The organism is Secundilactobacillus silagei JCM 19001, assembly GCF_002217945.1.
Classification (GTDB): domain Bacteria; phylum Bacillota; class Bacilli; order Lactobacillales; family Lactobacillaceae; genus Secundilactobacillus; species Secundilactobacillus silagei.
Genome location: NZ_BCMG01000003.1, coordinates 85,978 through 106,406, shown reverse-complemented (window position 1 = coordinate 106,406; position 20,429 = coordinate 85,978). Strand labels below are relative to the sequence as shown.

Annotated in this window: 13 protein-coding genes; 8 read left to right on the top strand and 5 right to left on the bottom strand. The window is 40.9% G+C overall.

The features are described 5' to 3' along the window. The first annotated feature begins 339 nt into the window (after positions 1-339). On the top strand, positions 340-4,983 hold the full coding sequence (locus CES79_RS03650; protein WP_159459454.1) for an MBG domain-containing protein: 4,644 nt from the start codon (positions 340-342) through the stop codon (positions 4,981-4,983). A gap of 118 nt (positions 4,984-5,101) precedes the next feature. Here the strand turns inward: CES79_RS03650 and CES79_RS03645 are convergent, their stop codons facing one another. From CES79_RS03645 to CES79_RS03635, 3 genes are read right to left on the bottom strand one after another with little or no spacing between them, the layout of a single operon-like run. Then, complete coding sequence (locus tag CES79_RS03645) at positions 5,102-6,061, bottom strand: hypothetical protein (protein WP_089136338.1); 960 nt, start codon at positions 6,059-6,061, stop codon at positions 5,102-5,104. Positions 6,062-6,072: 11 nt separating this feature from the next. After that, positions 6,073-7,965, bottom strand: a complete 1,893-nt coding sequence (locus CES79_RS03640) for an ABC transporter ATP-binding protein (RefSeq protein WP_054656280.1) — start codon at positions 7,963-7,965, stop codon at positions 6,073-6,075. Next, positions 7,965-9,698, bottom strand: a complete 1,734-nt coding sequence (locus CES79_RS03635; protein WP_089136337.1) for an ABC transporter ATP-binding protein — start codon at positions 9,696-9,698, stop codon at positions 7,965-7,967. Before CES79_RS03635 ends, CES79_RS03640 begins: the two co-directional genes overlap by 1 nt. A 178-nt stretch (positions 9,699-9,876) precedes the next feature. On the opposite strand from CES79_RS03635, the gene CES79_RS12810 reads away from it, so the two are divergent. Then, positions 9,877-10,014: a hypothetical protein gene (locus CES79_RS12810; protein ID WP_159459453.1), complete on the top strand. Its 138-nt coding sequence runs from the start codon at positions 9,877-9,879 to the stop codon at positions 10,012-10,014. A gap of 128 nt (positions 10,015-10,142) precedes the next feature. On the opposite strand, the gene CES79_RS03630 is transcribed toward CES79_RS12810, so the two are convergent. Then, on the bottom strand, positions 10,143-10,697 hold the full coding sequence (locus CES79_RS03630; protein WP_054656279.1) for a TIGR01440 family protein: 555 nt from the start codon (positions 10,695-10,697) through the stop codon (positions 10,143-10,145). A 220-nt stretch (positions 10,698-10,917) separates the two neighbouring features. Here CES79_RS03630 and CES79_RS03625 point away from each other — a divergent pair, with 220 nt between their 5' ends. Then, positions 10,918-12,111: a zinc-ribbon domain-containing protein gene (locus tag CES79_RS03625; RefSeq protein WP_054656278.1), complete on the top strand. Its 1,194-nt coding sequence runs from the start codon at positions 10,918-10,920 to the stop codon at positions 12,109-12,111. Between the two features lie 77 nt (positions 12,112-12,188). Here the strand turns inward: CES79_RS03625 and CES79_RS03620 are convergent, their stop codons facing one another. Further along, positions 12,189-14,243 carry a BglG family transcription antiterminator gene (locus tag CES79_RS03620; RefSeq protein WP_159459452.1) on the bottom strand — a complete coding sequence of 685 codons (2,055 nt, stop codon included), beginning with the start codon at positions 14,241-14,243 and terminating at the stop codon, positions 12,189-12,191. Between the two features lie 152 nt (positions 14,244-14,395). Here CES79_RS03620 and CES79_RS03615 point away from each other — a divergent pair, with 152 nt between their 5' ends. The 5 genes from CES79_RS03615 to ptsP all read left to right on the top strand — a co-directional run bounded on the left by CES79_RS03615 (position 14,396) and on the right by ptsP (position 20,405). After that, positions 14,396-14,836 carry a PTS sugar transporter subunit IIA gene (locus tag CES79_RS03615; RefSeq protein WP_054656273.1) on the top strand — a complete coding sequence of 147 codons (441 nt, stop codon included), beginning with the start codon at positions 14,396-14,398 and terminating at the stop codon, positions 14,834-14,836. A 64-nt stretch (positions 14,837-14,900) separates the two neighbouring features. Further along, positions 14,901-15,206 carry a PTS sugar transporter subunit IIB gene (locus tag CES79_RS03610; protein WP_089136335.1) on the top strand — a complete coding sequence of 102 codons (306 nt, stop codon included), beginning with the start codon at positions 14,901-14,903 and terminating at the stop codon, positions 15,204-15,206. A 27-nt stretch (positions 15,207-15,233) separates the two neighbouring features. Next, entirely contained in the window at positions 15,234-16,613 is a 1,380-nt protein-coding gene (gene ulaA / locus CES79_RS03605) for a PTS ascorbate transporter subunit IIC (protein WP_089136334.1), read from the top strand. A gap of 28 nt (positions 16,614-16,641) precedes the next feature. Then, positions 16,642-18,651 carry a transketolase gene (gene tkt, locus CES79_RS03600; protein WP_089136333.1) on the top strand — a complete coding sequence of 670 codons (2,010 nt, stop codon included), beginning with the start codon at positions 16,642-16,644 and terminating at the stop codon, positions 18,649-18,651. Between the two features lie 32 nt (positions 18,652-18,683). Continuing rightward, positions 18,684-20,405, top strand: a complete 1,722-nt coding sequence (gene ptsP / locus CES79_RS03595; RefSeq protein WP_089136332.1) for a phosphoenolpyruvate--protein phosphotransferase — start codon at positions 18,684-18,686, stop codon at positions 20,403-20,405. Positions 20,406-20,429 lie beyond the last annotated feature (24 nt).

Sequence of the window (20,429 nt, the reverse complement as noted above, 5' to 3'; positions counted from 1 at the left end):
AATTTAAAAAATCATAAAGCGAAGGTGAATTCTCGGTTTGAGAAATTCACCTTCGCTTTTTATAGTTTCATTATTTTATTTAATCGCTAATTAAAACAACCCCACACTTTTCACTTGTATATTAAAGGGTTGTATAACAAATATATTTTAACACTTCCATTTTAAAATTAAAGGTTATTTGTGCCTAATGTCTAGTAATTTGCGCAAAACCTGCTAGAATAAAGGTGCTTAGGAGAAAACAATATTGGACTAATAATTTGGAGATTAGAAGCCAGTATTTAATGGACGTGTCTTATGGAGAGATGCGGCAGTCAGGCAATTCAGGGGGATTTGAGTAAAATGAAAAAGCAAACTATGCAACAAAAGCGTCGTAGAGTACTGGAAGATTCATCACAGCTTAAAGAACATTTTAAAATGTATAAAGTCGGTCGAATTTGGCTATTTGCCGGTTTGATGACGATTTCTTTAGGTGCAGGGATCGCGTTAGGTGATCAACAAGATGTTCATGCAGCTGTTACGGACGCGACACCAACGAGTCAACAAGCAACTGTACCTGCTGCTCAGACTAGTTTACCAGCAACGAATACGGCTGATAGCAACGCACAAACAAGTGACGCTAATCAAGCTGGTATGAAAGCGGATACGAATGGGCAGCCGGCAACGGATACAGCTACTACTGATCCAGCTGTGGATGCCAGTACCGCAAACGCAAACGTAAACACAGAAACTAATACTAATGTAAATAAAGATACGAATACAACTAATAATGCTTCAACTAAAACAGCAAATGTAAATGCAACACCAACGAATACAGGCGTGACGCCAACTACTGATAATACAGCGGCAGCACCGAAAACAGATGCAACTCATGCAGCTGTAACTAATGATGTTCAAACGACTGATTTAGGTAACGTTGATAACGAAAGTACGATCGACCAAGCTAAGGCAGCTGCTGCCAAGGTCTACCAAGCAACTGGTAAGCCGCAAGCCGTTGTCGCAACTTCTGGTACAGAAGAACCGGCACCAGTAGAAGCAACACATGTCACCGTTCAAAATACGACTAAAACTTATGATGGTAATGCTGATACACCAGCCAACTACGCAGTTGAACTTTCAGATAATTTAACGGCGCCTCAAGGCTGGTATGTAACAGATACCATCAATCAATACTTAGTTGATCCAACTGATTTGAATCTCAGTCAGGTCAGTCAAAACGTGGGCTCATATGACATTACTTTAAGTGAAACTGGCTTACAAAAATTAAACGCAGTTGCAGCTAACCAGCAGAAGAATTTGACGGTCAGTGCAGCTGATGTGACCGCTGGGAAATTAACCATTACTAAAGCACCAGTACCAACTGGCACAGTGGCGATTTTAGCAGCAGCCAAACCATATGATAATGATGCTACAACCGATCCAACGAGCTATAACGTTCAATTAGATGCTGGAATAGTAGCACCTACTGATTGGACTAGAAATGCAGATGGCACTTACAAAGTCAATGTCGCTTCTGGTGATTTAGATGCTGCTATTACCAGTCAAACAGCCGGCGACTATCAAGTGACGCTTTCTAATGCCGGTTTGCAAAAATTAAATGCACTTAATGCCAATTACGATATTACTGCTGACAAGGTCACTTCCGGTGGCTTTCAGATACAGGATAATACTAAGTTAAATATTGGTGTTGCTGGAATCGCACCCAATGCTACATTACCAACAACGTTGACGGTGGGTGTTTCTAGAACTGAAACGGTACCCACTGATTGGACCGTTAACTATAACAATATTGCTCAAGACAGTGAAATCTACAACGTTCCAATGAGCTACTTTGATACCAGTGCTGTGGATAATACTAAGATTGGTACTTATACCGTTAACTTAACGACAACGGCACTGAATAATTTAAATACGGCCAATCCTGATAAACAATTAGCTGTTACTAATATTCAGCCTGGAAAGATATTTGTAACTAATGACACTAATTTACCAGCCCGTGATTTATCTAATTTTGGTGGTGGTCTAGCGGGTCTAAATGAAATAGACAATAAACAAGGAGACAATAATGCTAATCCAGTTTTCAGTAATGGTGCTGGGTTTGATATGTCATTAAGTTTCTTTGGTACTACCTCTGAAAAACAAAATAACTTTACTAATATTGTCATTGTACCTGCCGGCCTTACAATTGCGACTGCTACTTCGAACTCGGTAGATGGTAAGACAACGACTCTCTATACTAAAGCTGATGATCCAGTGACGGCTATCGTCAATCAAGTTCAGCCGCAATTAGAGCAAGCAGTTACTAATGGCCTAGTTTATACAGACTTTAAAGTCACTCAATTAAACAACTATAAGGGTCGCCAAGCCTTTGCAGTTCAATTCGGATCAGTAGATTATACGCATTATCAGGGTGCCTACAATATTTCGGTAATGATTGATCCTGACGTTACCAATGTCACTAATGGTCATTGGGGCAACCAGCCTGATGCTAACGATAACGCCATTTTGTATGCTACCGATACGCCAACCTTTACTCAAGGATCCTATAAATTGAATTATGGTGGTGATTATACAAACAATGATCAAGTTGCTACTACTTTAGGTTTAACCAATGCTGTTACCTTAAAGGATTCCTATGCTAATACCGCTACCAATCCTTACGCTCATTTGTGGGGCGGAAAATTTACCATTGTTCATATTCCAGTGAAGGATACGTATAATTTGACAGATGTTAATGGTAATCAAGTTGCCAACCCTGTTACTATTCAAGGTCAAGTTGGTGATGGTTACAATGCATTATCAGTTGTCCCAACGACCATAAAAGATGGCAATGGGGTAACTCAATATGTTCTAGATCCTAGCAGTCTTGTGACAGACCAGACGTTTAAAGCTACCTCTCAGAAGTTAGATGGAACTGAAAAAGTGGCTGAAGGTCAAACATACACTGTTAAGTATAAACACGTGATTGATACTGCTATAGCAGCTAACCAAGTTCAAGTTCAGAATCAAGCGCAGACTTGGAACAATACGACGCCAAGTAGCTATACTGTATCAGTACCAGCTGGTTATGCGGTACCAGAAACTTGGGCGAAGAATCCTGACGGTACGTATACGATTACAACTGCTTCTCGTGATATAGACTCCACGGCAGTAGGAACAGCGGTTGGTCAATACAACGTAACCTTATCAAAACAGGGCATCGCTAAGTTAGCAATGCTTAATCCTGATTACTTGTTTGACAACAAGATTGCTAATTTTGGTACAGTGACAATTACGCCGTTGAACATACCGGTCAACGTCGAAGACACAGCTGGTAATCAGCTTGCGCCACAACAAAATGTGCAACTCGGTGAAGCTAAAACTGAATCGGGTGTTAATGTAGCGGTTGATGGTTATCCAACAGATCAATTAGCACAGATTACCTTTAACTACGCTATGACTGGCAATAAAGGTGTTAAAAAAGCAACCTATATCATAGATAAACAGGGTAATACATTTGCAGAAATCACCACTTATACCGATGGTAGCCAACCATCAATACTGTATGTTTTAGCTGCTGGTCTAGGCGGTACTAAAGCCGGTGATGCAGTTGCAAATCTGTATAATAAAGATATTGATCAAAATAGGAACCCAACTACTTCATTAATTAAGTTTGGGCAAACCCCAGAAATTACGACTGATCAAGCTGGTACCTTTGCATCTCTTGCTTCAGTTGATGTCGTTTATTATCAAAAAGCAACTGCTGATGTGGATTATGTTGACGATGATAATGGCCAAGGTCAAATACTAAATTCACCTGTTACAATTAATGGCTTTGTTGGCGATAACGTAACATATACCGTAGCAGTACCGGATGGTTATCTACCAGTTGCGCCAACTACAGATGGCTCAAAAATGACAACCACGTTAACCGAAGATGGTAGTGACAACCTTGTGGTTCATTTGACCCACAAGCACACTGCGTCGATTGTAGTGGGTACGCGTGATATTCACTTCAAAGTTGCGTCAAATAATGGTATCGGTGGTATTGATGACAGTAATCTACCTAAAACGATCACTCAAAAAGTGATTTGGAATGTTGATAAAGATGATGTTACTGGAAAATACACAGCAACACCACAGAACGATTTCGCAGACATTCCCGTTCAACCAATAACGGTTAATACGACTGATGGTACGATTAATAGTACGACTACCTACACCCCGCAATTTGATACAGTTAAAGGGATTACGCTGACACCACTAACAGATCTTGATGCTAATGTTATTACTGCACTTGGGACGCCAGTAAATGACACATTTTATTACTACGCTGCTAGAACGCAAGTACCAACGAATGCACCGTCAGCAACAGGTGAACCCGGTGACGGTATCCAATCTAGAACTCAGGTTCCAGACGATGCCCCATCTGTAACCACTAATGACTACTACGACTACACGCAGCCAGGTGTTCCAGGCCCCGGTATCCACGTTTACACGGATAACACCCAACCAGGTGGAACTGATACCACAACGCAAACAACGGATAACGATACCACTACGCCGACAACACCAGTAACCACTCCAACCGGTGATGATAATGATACAACGACGACCACCACTGACAATAACACGACGGTACCTGGGACTAATCCAACGGGTACCACGACTGATACTGACACAACGACGACCACAACGGATAATAATCGTGTGGTTCCGACTAAGAATGGCCGGGTCGTAACCTCAGCAAATCGTGGTACTTCTGTTTCAAGTGCGTATGCCAACGCAACGACTAACCATGCTCAGCAATTGGGTGATGTTACCGGTGTTGAAACGGGTAACGTAACGGGATCAAGTCAGGCTAATGCAGCTAATGCACAGACAGCCAAATTACCACAAACCAATGAACAAAGTACGAGCGTTTGGGCAATGCTTGGTCTGGGTCTAATGAGTATCTTGAGTTTGTTTGGCCTTGCTAAGGGTAAGAAGCACGAAGAAGATAAGTAAGTTATGAATTAGAATTAGTTGTCAGTTGATTTGATAATCAACTTAACAGGATTTAAAAAATGGCATCATTCCGATATTTCCGGAATGATGCCATTTTTAGTAATTTCACTTGATTCAATTAATGGTGGGTGACGTAAATATACAGCGTTGATGTAGAATAACCAAGGTTAAAATCGATTCCCTTAGAATGAATGGTACTGGTAGTCGTTTGCTGGCTGTTCTTCTTATTCGCCTTGTTTGCAAAACCCTTTAAAACAGCTTTGGTGTTAGCACCCGTACTACCAGTTAAGACGGCTAGTTCAGTCATAAATGTTCTAGCTGCCTTCTTGGACTTCAAAGAAGATGTGGGAACCATTAGCGTTGCACCAATGAGCTGTTTGTCGTCAACGTTACCGCGGACGGTGGCCGTCGGGGTGGTTTTTAGATTATAGACACCCGTGTGCGCTTTAGCCGTGATGGTTTTACCCGCAACTTGCTTTTTCGCTTTCGCCAGCGCAGGAGCCAATGTGGCCTGTGTTTGCTTCAATTTAGCACCACTAGCCTGCAGTTGAGCGCCTTGTTTAGCAACGGTGGCTAATGTTGATTGAGCTGACATATCGCCAGCTTTTAGCTTAGCTTGAGCAGCCTTAGTTTTCGCCTTTAGCTGCACTTCCTGCTGCTTAAGCTGAGCACCCTGTTTTTGTAACTGCATGGCAGTTGCCTGATCTTTTTTGGAGAGGGCGGTTGCCGTCAACGCCTGGTTATAAGTGGTTTTGAACTTATTGTAACTCATGATGGCAGGACTTTTAGCGATTTCAGTTGAAGCGTGCTGGCCACCTGCACTGAGCTTGATTACCTGTTTATAGGGCTTAGCCGGCAAGGTGATGGCATAGCCACCGCCAGTAACTGACTGCGATTTTTGTGACCCGTTGTTGATCTGATAGTGAACGGTCTTTTGATTGCTGTGGCCCTTGACCACCGCCGTCATGCCACTTGGGTTGTAATGCTGATGCGCCACCGTTAATGATGGCTTACCGCATCCTGCAAGCACCAAGCTAAGTAGGGCGGCTGCTGATAAAATTAACTTAAATTTTTTCATCATACGTCCTCCTAACTAAATGAGATGCCTGAAGTAAATTGACTGTTATACAAATCGGCATAGAAGCCGCCCTTCTTGAGCAGGCCTTCATGGGTCCCAGTTTCGACGATTGCCCCGTGGTTCATAACGATAATGTTATCAGCATTTTGAATTGTTGATAGCCGGTGAGCGACTACGAAGCTTGTCCGACCTTTAAGCAGCCGACCCATGGCGTGCTGGATTTGAACTTCAGTCCGGGTATCAACGGAACTAGTTGCTTCATCGAGAATCAAGATCTCGGGATCAGCAACGAAAGCTCTAGCAATCGTGACTAATTGTCGCTGCCCTTGAGAAATGTTAGAGGCATCCTCGTTTAAAACGGTCTGATAGCCATCAGGTAATTTCTGAACAAATTCATCCACGTGAGCTGCCTTGGCTGCATCGAGAATTTGTTCCTTAGTGGCATTTTCTTTACCGTACTTGATGTTGTCGAAAATGGTACCCGTAAATAGCCAACTATCCTGAAGTACCATGGCGAAATGCGAACGTAATTTTTCACGATCCATGTTGCGGGTATCTTGGCCATTTAACAAGATGGCGCCACCGTTAACATCGTAAAAGCGTTCCAGCAGATTGATGATCGTTGTTTTACCAGCACCAGTTGGCCCAACGATAGCAACTTGCTGGCCTGGTTTGACAGTCAGATTATAGTCTTTCATCAGCAGCGCTTCGTCTTCATAACCAAACTTCACGTGTTCCATTTCCAGTAAATTATTCGTTTGCTTAACGGGCGTGTTGTTTGACGTGTCCTTCATGTTAGCTTCGTCTAAGACTTCGAAGACCCGTTCAGCGGACGCCATGGTGGACTGAATCGTGTTCATCAGGTTAGCCAGCTGTGAAATCGGTTGTGAGAACTGGTTGGTGTATTGCAGGAAGGCCTGTACGTTACCAAGGGTAATATTTCCGTTAGCGACTGAAATACCACCAATTACCGCAACGAAAACGTAGCCGATGTTGTTCAGAAACATCATTAATGGCATGACAATACCAGAAATAAATTGGGCTTTCCAAGCAGATTGATAATAGACTTTATTTTGTTTCTCGAAGGATTCAATCGTGTCCTTTTCCTTATTAAAACTCTTCAAAACCTGTTGACCAGCATAGTTTTCCTCGACTTGATCGTTCATCAAGCCCAGACTCTTTTGCTGCGTAGCAAAGAATTTCTGCGATTTCGGTGCGACGATACCAACGATGATTAAACTAAGCGGAATGGTGATCAGCGCGATCAGCGTTAATTTCCAGCTGATGGTCAGCATCATCCATAACGTTCCGATAAAGGTCACGGTTGACGTCACAGCCTGCGTTAAACTTTGCTGCAAGGTGTTGGCAATGTTATCCATATCGTTTACGGCACGACTCATAATGTCCCCGTTACTGTGCGTGTCGTAATAGCGAATCGGGACGACCCGCATCTTTTGTTTCATGTTTTTCCGCAGCTTGTAGACCGTCTGTTGTGAGATCCGCGTCATGATCCATTGCTGCAGAAAGCTGAAGACGGCTGAGGCGAGGTACATGAGACCAACAATGATAATAATGTGGATGATCTTAGCGTAGTTGATGGGGAGATGCGCAATGTTGAAGCCGGCTTTTTGCTGCGACTGGCCCTTCATGACACCCTTAAAAATTTCGGTCGTTGCTTGACCCAAGATTTTTGGTGTCCGAATTTGAAAGACAACACTGGTGATTGCGAAAATCAGCACCAGAATCAACCCAACGATCCGGTCAGACATATAACTCATCAACCGGCGAGTCGTTTTCCAGAAATTTTTCGGCTTTTCAACGAGGCCGTGACCATGACCAGGTCCACGACCGGGGCCACCGATATGGGTAGGGCGAGTGGTTGTTTTAGACTTAGAATCAGCCATTATTCATCAGCCCCCTTTCTGATCTGTGACTTGATAATTTCTTGATAGATCTTATTGGTCTTTCTAAGTTCATCGTGGGTTCCTTTACCGACCAATTGACCGTTATCCAGAACCAAGATCAAATCGGCATCGGCCACAGTGGCAATTCGTTGTGCCACGATGACGGTGATACTCTTTTGAATGTGGGCATCTTGCCGCAGTTCCGCACGTAGGTCAGCATCGGTCTTAAAGTCCAAAGCGGAGAAGGAGTCATCAAAGACGTAAATGGCAGCTTGTTTGACCAGCGCTCGAGCAATTGCGAGCCGTTGCCGTTGACCGCCAGAGAAGTTACCGCCGCCTTGTTCGACATACATATCAAGGCCGTCAGGATCATCTTCAACGAATTGACGCGCCCGGGCAATTTCTAGGGCGTGCCAGATTTCATCATCGGTCGCGTCGGATTTCCCGTACTTCATGTTTTCCCGTAACGTGCCAGTAAATAGGGTGGCCTTTTGTGGGACTAGAGAAACCGCATCCCGTAATTTTTCCGGAGCCAGTTGGGTAATATCGATGCCGTCAATCTTGATCTGGCCTTTTTCCAAGTCATAAAAACGGGGAATCAAGTTGATCAAGGTTGATTTACCAGAACCGGTCCCGCCAATGATGGCTACCGTTTGACCGCTCTTGGCACTGAAATCAACGTCGGTTAGAGCGGGCTTTTCAGCATTGTGATAGCGGTAAGAAACGTGGTCGAATTCCAGACTGTGAGTGGTCTCAGCAGTCAATGCCTGAGGCTTATCAGCAACCTTCATGGTCGAACGTAAGTCGAAAACCTGCTGAATTCGTTTAGCGGATGCTTGGGCCCGTGGAATAAAGATCAAAACCATAGAGAGCATCATAAAGCTCATCAGAATTTGCATGGCGTACGTCATGAAGGCAATTAAATTACCCACTTGCATGGCCTGATTACCAATTAAATGCGCCCCAAATAAGATAATGGCCACGTTAGTCCCGCTCATGATTAACGTCATAATAGGGAGTGCCAGTGCTAACAAGGTGTTAACGTTAATGGCGTTTTGGGTGTAATCCACGTTGGCGTCTTCAAAGCGATTCTGTTCAAACTGATCTTGACGAAACGCCCGAATGACCCGGACACCGGTCAGCCCTTCACGGAAGATCCGGTTAATGCGGTCGGTCTTAGTTTGCATCGCTTGAAACATCGGTACGGCAAATTTCAGCACGATTCCCATGAAGATCACTAATAGTGGCAGTGCCACTAGGAAAACCAAGGTTAAGGTGTGATTTTTGCTGTAGGCTAGGAAACTGGCCCCAATCAGCATAATGGGCGCCATGATCATCATCCGCAACATCATGATGGCGACGTTTTGAATTTGGACCACATCGTTAGTAGTTCGGGTAATTAATGATGACGTTTCAATTTGATCGTACTCGTCAGTCGACAAGTTCATGACCTTGCGATAGATATCACTACGGAGATTTTGACCCCATTTTTGTGACGTCGTCGAAGCCAGGTAAACGTTACAGATGGCGGCGAAGATACTCAATAGTGAAAACGCTATCATTTTCATACCAACTTTCCAGATATAGCTGATATTCCCCGTAGCAACCCCGTTGTTCACGATATCAGAGGTTAGACTAGGCAGGTTCAGGTTAGCGATAACTTGGATGGTCATGAATATAATCGCGCCGAGAACGGCTAGATAGGAGACACGACCCTTGGCAATTTTTATCATTGCAAATCTCCTTTCAAATATGTAAATAATCGTCTGTAACAAACAATTGTACACCTATTTGACAATAAAACACGTCTCAAAGTTGCTTTTTGCGGGATGTTACAGAAACGTCATTTTAAGTTGCATTTTAGAACGTATGTTCGTATAATGGAGACAACTAAAAGCGGGGGTGCTGATAATGACAGATGAAAATGACGTGGTGATTCACCTACCTCAATCGGTGGATATTAACGAGTTTGCGCAGATCTTGGAAGCGGCTTTTGAAGCCCATGGCATTGAGTCTTATCAGGTGAGTTATCAGGTGCACCAGAAATAGGATAGTACAGCAGAATGTCAGCAAAAAAGCATGGTTTTCAGTCGCTATTGACTGAAAACCATGCTTTTTTGACATCGATTTGTAACGCGTTTTGGCTGAATTAAAGTGGTGCTGAAGCTTATGAAAAATTACTTTTCCGGCCATTCATAAATCGCTCGCGGACCGCCAATGAGTTTTGGCCGCGATGTTAAGAACGTGGTGTGAGCAGCACCAATTTCTTTGACAGACGTTTTGACTGGAATTTGAACCCAGCGAACGTGCATGCCAATTTGGGTGTCGCCAATGTCCATGCCGCCATCGGCAACGATCCGTTCTACTTCTACCGGATCCTTGAAGGCTTTGTAGGCAGCCACCTGACCGGCACCACCAGCGTGCAGTTGCGGTACCACGGAGACGATTTCATAACCCCGGCGATCAGCAACTTCCCGTTCCAATAAGAGTGCCCGGTTGATGTGCTGGCAGCCCTGAACCGCTAAGTTAAGATGGTGTTTCTTGAGAATTGGCAGTAACGTGTTGATCACCGTTTCGCCAACCGCTTGATTGGAGTTTTGCCCCATCCATGCGCCCATTACCTCACTAGAACTAAAACCAAGGACGAACAGGCCGTTTTCAGGCAAGGTCACTTGATCAAAGTATTCATTGAGGGCAGTTGTTAATGAGGTCTTAATGTCATCTGAAGTCATGATCGTTTATTACTCCTTTCAATCCATATGTAGAATTACTTTTCTATCATACCTTCATAGGAAGTGAATTACAATTAGGAGGGCTTAGAAAGTGGCTAAAAAAGGTCAGAAAATGCAGTTTAACGCCATTTTCAGTGGCTTGTCGGCTGGGATAATGGTACATTATTACTATGAGTTAAAAATTGTATAACGATAAGCAAATGCTTAGGGGGGATTTGAAATGCCAGAAGAACTGAAGTACTGCCCGAATTGTGGTGCTGAGGTGTCAGCAACGGACGAGTTTTGCGGTAAGTGCGGGTTTGATTTAAAAGCCTTTCGTGCAGGACAAGCTAAACCAGCTAAACCAGCTTCATCCGGTGTTAAGCCAACGGTAACCGCGCACACAACGGACAGACAGCCACGGATGGCGAAGGCGAAACGCATAGCGGGGCGTAAACCACGCAAGCGCTGGCCTTGGATCATTGGCGGAATCGTGCTTTTATTAGTGATCTGTTTCGTTGGCGGATCGTGGTACTACAGCAAGTCTAATCAAGCAGCTCGATTAGCAACGGCGGTGACGTCGACGGATGATGACGATATCGCGGCTGCAGTTGTCGACGATAACGGTCAAAAGGTTGACGACGATGCCGTTAAACCGCTCCAATCACTCTACGAGGGTGATGCCAATGCCAGATCAGCCATCAAACAGGCGGTCAAAACACAGAATAGCAGTCAAGCACCCTTTCAAATGGTCAAGAGCGGGCATTACCTCTTCTTTGACCGGTATGTTCTGCAAACCAAAGCGTTTGGCTTGACGATTAAAACAAACGTGAAGGACGCTACGGTAACTAACAATGGAGATTCATTGTCGACTAAACCGATCAGTGGCGGTTATACGGTTGCTAGCCTATTTCCAGGTCGCTATAGCCTGCAGGTCGTGGGTAACGTTTCTGGCAGCAGCCAGAGTGTGACTAAAGTTTTGCCATCGATCGATATCTATAAGCAATTGGATAATACGGTCAGTCTAAAGGCTAAAGCACCTCAGACAGCCGCCGCACAGACGCCGGCACCACAAAATAATAATAGTGATCAATCCAGTGATAGCAATAATAATAGCAATGATGATAACGGTGGTTCAACGGACTATTCGTACGATAAATCACTGCGAAACGATAACACCGATGATGATATTCTAATTGGTGACTGGCGTAGTAGCGAAGGAACCTGGGAGTTTGATGATGACGGAACCTACGAAGGCGAAGATACGAATAATAATGATTTAAAGGGGCATTGGGAAGTTGTTTACCACAAGGGCAACTATTGGAATATTAAGTTTGACCACGATGACGGCCAAACGGATGTCGAACCTTACCGTTATGAAAATGGTCAGTTAGTTCAGTGTCAGTTGAAGATTCACTGGCATGTGGATGATTAGGTGACTTTATATCAGCAATAAAATTTAAACGTGAATTAAGGTGTCAAAGCGATGGCTTTGACACCTTTTTGATTGGATCAATGAGTATCCATTGTTAGCTGGGTTGCGCTTAAAAGATGAATTAATTCATCTTGACTAGTTGACTTATAGATGGCGTTTAGCCAATCGGAATCCTGAACATATTTCATCAGTAATCTTAAAAAAGCTAAATGTTGCTCTTTATCAATAGGTGCAAGACCAATAACTAATTTCACTTTTTGAGCTGGGTTACCAATTTGAATGGGATTTTTGAGAAGTGAGAAACATGCACCAAGTCTATTAACACCATCTTTGGGTGAAGCATGTGCAAGCATAATACCCTTTCCTAAAACCATATAAGAACCATGCTTTTTTATTAATTTAATAATTGTTTGAATATATTGTGCATCAACTTTTTGCTGTTGAGTGAGTGGTTGTAAAGACATCATAATGTCTTTTTCCCAAGATAATGAGTTTTGAACGTAAACAATGTCTTGTTTTACTAGATGTAGGTTCTGTGTTTCTTGTAAAATGGGATTAATCCGTTCTGTTTTACTGCCTTGTCTGGAAAGATAGTTTTTAAGAGCTTTTCGCAATGCAGGCAGATCAATAACTTTGGAGTAGGTACTGATAATATCTAATAGTGAACCAACGTTTATTTGTGAACGTATATCACTAGTAATCAAACCAACACTGACTAGCGAACTTTTTATTTTGTTCCATTCTGAATTAGAAGGAAATGCTGAAACGGACACTACAGGAATATTATCTCGCTGATGAAGCTGAATTGTACTAATAATTAATTTGGTGTTATCGATCGAACTAGTTTCGTAATCGATGACACTCAATGGACCAGTAAAATTAACAAAAGGATATAACGAGCGTAATTGAGTTAACAACAGTTGTGAGGTCCCAATTCCGCTTGAACAAACTACGAAAACTCGTCCAGAGCTAATTTTGGATTTATTAGTGTTGCGTAATGCACCACCAAAGTATAGTGCAATTAAAGCAATCTCATCATCAGAAATGTTTTTTGATAAAAATTTTTCAAATGGTCTAATTGCAAGACGAGTAAGGCTAAAAGTTTCTTGGTAGGTTTGCTTGATTTGATCTAAATTAGGATGCACATAATGAATATCAAATTTAACACGATAATAAGTTGAAAGAAGATGAACGGTTAAATTATTCAATAAAGAATTTTGTTGTGGGTCAATTGAATAGCCAGATGCTTCGTTAAAACGCTGAATCATTTTTTCTGTTACTGGTTTTAAAGATTTGATTAAAGGATTATCCCAGTTTACTACTGAAAATTGTCTAGAGTTGATAATTTTAGCTAGGTATTCAGCTTCTGCTGAATTGTTAATATTGTAATCCTGTAAAAGACTATTTGCCCATGTATAAACTAAAGAATAGTCAGTAATATTCGATTGGTTTGGCAGTTGGCATTCTAAAACTTGCACGCGTTTTATATACCAGGATATGAAATATTTGAACATTTCGGTTGCATCATCTGTAAATCGATTGCCAGTAATTTGTTCTAGTAATTTCAATTGTTTCGGAATCATTGGGTAAATTACAGGGTCAGTATGCCTTTTATAGATTGTAATGAGTTCATCTGCATGTTCATAAACCCATTGGCGTTTGTCGTGTTCCGTACCAATAACTTTTTTCCCTGAATTAGTGTTGATCAATTTTAGATGGTTTGATTTAAGTTCATTTTCCACTACAGAAAAATCTCTAATAATTGTATTCTTGGAAACAGTTAAGTAATTACTCAGGTATGAAAGTGAAGAATATGGTCTATTTATAAGTTTAAATAGAATCAGCTGCTTACGCTCAATAGGTAACAAGCCAGAAAACCGCTCTTGTTTTGGCTCTGACTGTAGGGCGGTAATAGTTTCAGTTGGTAGATAATAACCAACTTCTTTAACATTTGTAATGTTGAAATGACCATTCTCATCTAATTCTTGATTTAATTTTTTAATGAGATAGAAGACGCTTCTACGTGATAAATCTAAGCCTTCCATTAAGTTATTAACGGGAACGAATTTATCAGAAGTTGCTAATAAATTGAGTAAATCATCACCATGTTTTAACTTACTAAAACGAATCATAAGTATCCTCCAATACATAAGCTAGTTAGGTAATTAGTGACTATTACATTATTGCACTTTTGTAACTGCTATTATTGCACTTGTGAAATAATTATTCAACTTATATAATCTTATTTGAAACATGTTAGTGGTATGGAAAGGAGGCGAAAGCAGTGATTGATTTATTGAATGCGAAAACATTACAAGTTACAGATGGATCAAATCTTAATTGGGAAACAGCTATTACAAAAGCCGCACAACCCTTAGTTGACCAGAATACGATTGAATCAACATATGTTGATTCAATAATTAATGTGGTTAAAGATAAGGGACCATATATGAATATTGGGCCACAGATAGCATTAGCTCATGCGCGTCCCGATGATTCAGTTCATGAAATCGGATTATCATTATTGAAAACTAATTCTTCTGTGAACTTGGTTGATGATAAACATCCGGTAAAATTATGGTTTGTTTTAGCTGCCACTGATAGTCAAAGTCACTTGAGTGTGATTCAACAACTGATGGGTCTTTTAACAGATGATGACGCAGTTCAGGCATTGTTAGAAGCAGATTCAGTCGACCAGATTTTAGCCGTTTTACAGAAGCACTAATTATTTTTAGGTATTGTTATTATTCCAGATAGATTTATTTTTATTTATAACAGGAGGAAAAATTATGAAAATTCTTGCAGTTTGCCAAAGCGGTTTAGGTAGCAGTTTTATGGTTCAAATGAACATTCAGGCGGTTTTAAAAGCTGAAAATGTTGATACCAGTGATATTCAAGTTGATCACTCTGATGTTGGTAGTGCAACTGCTGACTCTGCAGATTATTTTTTTGTTGAATCAACGCTTGCTGATGCAGTAAGTAGCTTGCCTAAAGATCGGGTAATTTTATTAAAAACATTGATTGATAAAAAGGAAACAAAACAGCATGTTAACGATATTCTTGATAAGGAAGGCATTGAGTATACTGCTGAGTAATAGCACTTATATGGAGGAAATTTAACTATGAAAGCTATATTAAACTTATTCGTCAGTATTGCCTCACAACCAGCAATTCTGGTTGCATTGATTGCGATGCTGGGTCTTCTTCTTCAAAAGAAAAAAGCTACTGAAACTATCCAAGGGACGATTAAAACTTTTGCTGGCTTCTTGGTATTAACAGGTGGTGCTGGGATTTTAAGTACTTCATTAACGCCATTTGCTAAAATGTTCCAATTTGCTTTACACGTTCAAGGTGTTGTTCCTAGTAACGAAGCCGTTGTTGCTATGGCTTTAGTAAAGTATGGTAGTACCACTGCTTTAATTATGTTAGTGGGTATGATTGTAAACATTACATTAGCAAGAATTACAGCTTTTAAATACATTTTCTTAACTGGTCAAGCTATGTTGTACATGTCATGTATGACAGCCGTTATTTTAGTTAGCGCTCACCTTGGTACTGGTTTAACAACGATTCTTTTAGGTGGTGTCTTTGAGGGTACTTTGCTGACTGTAACCCCCGCTTTAACGCAACCGTTTATGCGTAAAATTACCGGTGGCGATGAAGTTGCCATGGGTCATACTGGGAATATCGGTTATGCAACAGCTGGTTTAATGGGTAAATGGTTCGGTAATCCTAAGAAGAGTACTGAAGATTTGGAAATACCAAAGAGTCTTGGTTTCTTACGGGATTCAACTGTATCAATTACCTTATTAATGGGTATTGTTTACATTATTTTAGCTATTGTTGCTGGTCCAGCCTTTGTTGAAAAGAACCTTAGTGCTGGGACTAACTACATTGTTTTTGCTTTAGTACAAGCAGGTACCTTCGCAGCTGGTTTCGTCGTCGTACTGCAAGGTGTTCGGATGATCTTGGCTGAAATTGTTCCAGCCTTCCAAGGTATTGCTCAAAAATTGGTTCCAAATTCGAAACCAGCTCTTGATGTACCAATCATTTTTCCATATGCACCTAACGCTGTTTTATTAGGTTTCTTCGTTAGTTTTATTGTTGGGACACTTTCCATGTTTGTTATGATTGCCCTTGGCACGACTGTAATTATTCCTGGGGTTGTTGGTCACTTCTTCTGTGGTGCCGCTGCCGGTATTTATGGGAACTCCACTGGTGGTCGTCGAGGTGCTATTATCGGTGCTACTGTTAACAGTTTGCTAATTAGCTGGTTACCATTATATATTCTGCCAGTTCTTGGTACCTTAAAGCTGTCAGCTTCTACTTTTGCTGATACTGATTACTTGATTCCAGGTACTTTATTAGGTAAATTAGGTGGCTTTGGTTCAGTAGGAATTATTACTGGGATTGTTGTATTTGTTCTTTGCGTATTAATTGCAAGTCGCATTGTGACTGTAAAGAGTCGTTCAAAACAAACAACTGATGGTTCTGAAAATTAAAAAATTTTAAGAGGAGGCTATACCACATATGGATTCATCAACAAAGTCAGGAATGTCTAATGCCGTGCAATCCTCAACTGAAACAAAAGCGGTAAATGCTATTAGATTTTTAAGTTTGGACATGATTCAAAAAGCTAATAGTGGTCATCCAGGTTTACCATTAGGTTCTGCGCCAATGGCATATGTTCTTTGGGAAAAAATTATGAACTTTGATCCCAAGGATCCGAAGTGGTTTAACCGAGATCGCTTTGTCCTTTCGGCTGGGCATGGATCAGCCATGTTATACAGCTTATTGTATTTTAACCAATTTAATCTTTCGTTAGATGACATTAAACAGTTCCGTCAATTGGGATCTTTAACACCAGGACATCCTGAATATGGTCACACTGATGGGATTGATGCAACTACTGGCCCGTTAGGCCAAGGGTTAGGTATGGCCGTAGGAATGGCCATGGCAGAACGCCATTTAGCTGCTGTTTATAATCGGCCAGGATATAACATCATCGATCATTACACCTATGCTTTAGTTGGTGATGGAGACTTAATGGAAGGATTAAGCCAAGAAGCTATTAATATTGCTGGTAATAAAAAGTTAAGCAAGTTGGTTGTATTGTATGATTCGAATAACATTTCTTTGGATGGACCATTGGACTTAAGTACTTCTGAAAATGCTGCTGGTCGATTTAAAGCTGCTGGTTGGGATTATTCACTGGTACAAGATGGCAATGATTTAGCAGAGATTGAAGCGGCCATCAAAGCTGCTAAGAAATCTGATCGTCCAAGTATTATTGAGGTTAAAACAGTTATTGGTTATGGAACACCACTTCAAGGTACTAATAAGGTTCATGGTGCTGCTATTGGTGAAGATAATGTTAAAGCAACTCGTAAATTCTATAATTGGGATTTAGCACCATTTGAATTCACTAAAGATATTTATGACCAATATCAAGGCTATTTAGATATTAAGAGTGTTCAATATCAAAAGTGGCAGGATCTTTATCGTAAATATTCACTTGAATTTACTAATGAAGTTAGCCAATTAACCGCAAAAACGTTAGATACTGCTGACATTAAAACATCGTATAAAACTGGTGATGAGATTGCTACCAGAAATGTTAGTTCGGAATTAATGCAACAAATAGCTAAGAAAAACCCTCAATTCTGGGGTGGTGCAGCTGATTTATCATCTTCAAATAAAACTTATTTAAGTGATGATGGCAATTTCACTGATGGTAATCCAATTGGTAGGAATATTTTCTTTGGTGTTCGTGAATTCGGCATGGCCACAGCTATTAATGGCATTAACCTGCATGGTGGCAGTCGGGCATTTGGTAGCACATTCTTTGTTTTCAGTGACTATTTAAAAGCTGCTATTCGTTTAGCTGCTCTTCAAAAATTACCGTCAACCTTTGTTTTTTCTCATGATTCATTAGCAGTTGGTGAAGATGGTCCTACCCATGAACCAGTTGAACAGTTAACTGGTTTGCGTGCTATTCCAAATGTGAACCTTTTCCGGCCTGCAGATGCGCATGAGACAGAAGCAGCTTGGAAATTTATTGGAAATACGACCGATAAGCCAAGTATTTTAGTTACTTCAAGACAAAAGTTACCTGTTTTAGCAGAAACTGAGGATGCTCCGATTGAAAAAGGCGGTTATATCCTTTCTGATGCTAAGAATGGAACACCAGATGGTATTTTAATTGCTTGTGGATCAGAAGTTCAATTAGCCATGAACGCGCAAAAAGAATTAGAAAAACAGAATTTTGATGTACGGGTCGTATCAATGCCAAGTATCGAAATCTTTAATCGACAACCACAGAGCTACAAAGACAAAGTGTTGCCGCCTGAAGTAGAAAATCGAATTGCCATTGAAATGGGTACTAGTTTTGTTTGGAATCAGTTCACTGGGTTAAAAGGAACTGTCATTGGTGTTAATAAATTTGGTACTAGTGGCAAAGGTCCTGAAGTCGTTGACAAATATGGCTTTAATACTGCACATGTTATTGAAGTTTTCAAACAACAATGGGATAAATTTTAATCAAGTAATTTTTAGAAATAGAGGTAACTATTTTGTCGACAAAAGTTAAAGGAATTGCGGCTAGTGATGGTATCGGCATTGCTAAAGCCTATTTACTTGTCACACCAGATTTGAGTTTTAAAAAGACAAGTATTACAGATACTGATACGGAAATTTCTCGAGTACATCAGGCTTTGAGTGTTTCAGTTGAGGATTTAAAGGCTATCCAGGATAATGCAAAAGGAAGCTTAGATGAAGATACTTTAGCTATCTTTGATGCCCACATTGCGATTTTATCAGATCCTGAAATGATCAAACAAATTGACCAAGAGATTAACGATAAGAAGGTTAATGCGGAGCAGGCCTTAACTAAAGTGACTACAGATTTTGCCAATACTTTAGCCGCTATGACTGATAATCAGTATATGCAAGAACGTGCTGCTGATGTGAAAGATGTTTCTAAGCGCGTGCTGAGCCATTTGTTGGGGAAAAAGTTGCCTGATTTAGCAGCTATCGACAGTCCAGTAATTATTGTTGCACATGAAGTAACACCTTCCGATACTTCTCAAATGAACAAAAAATTCATTAAGGGAATGATTACTGACTTAGGCGGTCGAACAAGTCACTCAGCTATCATGTCCAGAACTTTGGGAATTCCTGCTGTAGTTGGTGCTGGTGAAGCTACTCAAAAAATTAAGAATGGTGAAGTAGTGATCCTTGATGGGTTGAATGGTGAAGCTATCAGCAATCCTAATGAAACCGAAACTAAGCATTACCAGCAATTAGCCCAAAGCTTTGAGCAACAACGAGCAGAATGGGCTAAATTGGTCGATGCACCATCAATATCGGCTGATGGTAAAGAATTTGAAATTGCTTCGAATATTGGTACTCCTGCAGACATGGACGATGTTGTAAAAGTGGGTTCGGATGCTGTCGGACTTTTTAGAACTGAATTTCTATATATGGACAGTAGCAGCTTGCCAACTGAGGATGATCAATTTGAGGCGTATAAGCAGGTTACCGAAGCAATGAATGGTAAACCAGTAGTCATTAGAACTATGGATATCGGTGGTGATAAACCACTGAATTATTTGCCACTTCCAGAAGAAATGAATCCATTCTTAGGCTACCGTGCGATTCGGATTTCATTGGATCGGCAATCAATTTTTCGAACACAATTACGAGCTTTGATTCGAGCTTCTAAATTTGGTCAATTACGAATCATGTTTCCAATGATTGCGACACTGGATGAATTTAGAAAGGCCAAAGCTATCTTTACCGAAGAAAAGAAAAAGCTGCAAGTTGATGATCCAGGAATCGGTGATGATATTAAGCTGGGTATTATGATTGAAATTCCAGCAGCTGCTATTTTTGCTGAAGCGTTTGCCAAAGAAGTAGATTTCTTCAGTATTGGGACTAACGACCTTATCCAGTATTCATTTGCTGCTGATAGAGGAAACGAGTCGGTTTCTTATCTATATCAACCATATAATCCAGCTTTATTAAAACTGATTAAACATGTGATCGACGCTGCTCATCAAGAAGGTAAGATTGCCGCTATGTGTGGTGAAATGGCTGGTGATGCAGTTGCTCTACCATTATTGATGGGGATGGGTCTTGATGAATACTCGATGAGTTCTAGTTCCGTTTTACGGACTCGTAGTACCATGAAGACACTTAATACTGAAAAGTGTGCTGAGTTGGTCAATCATGTTCTAAAACATGCGTTGACTAATGAAGATACGGAAAAAATGGTTAAACAATTTCTCAAGTAGATAGTTAAGTACGATTATTTAGAA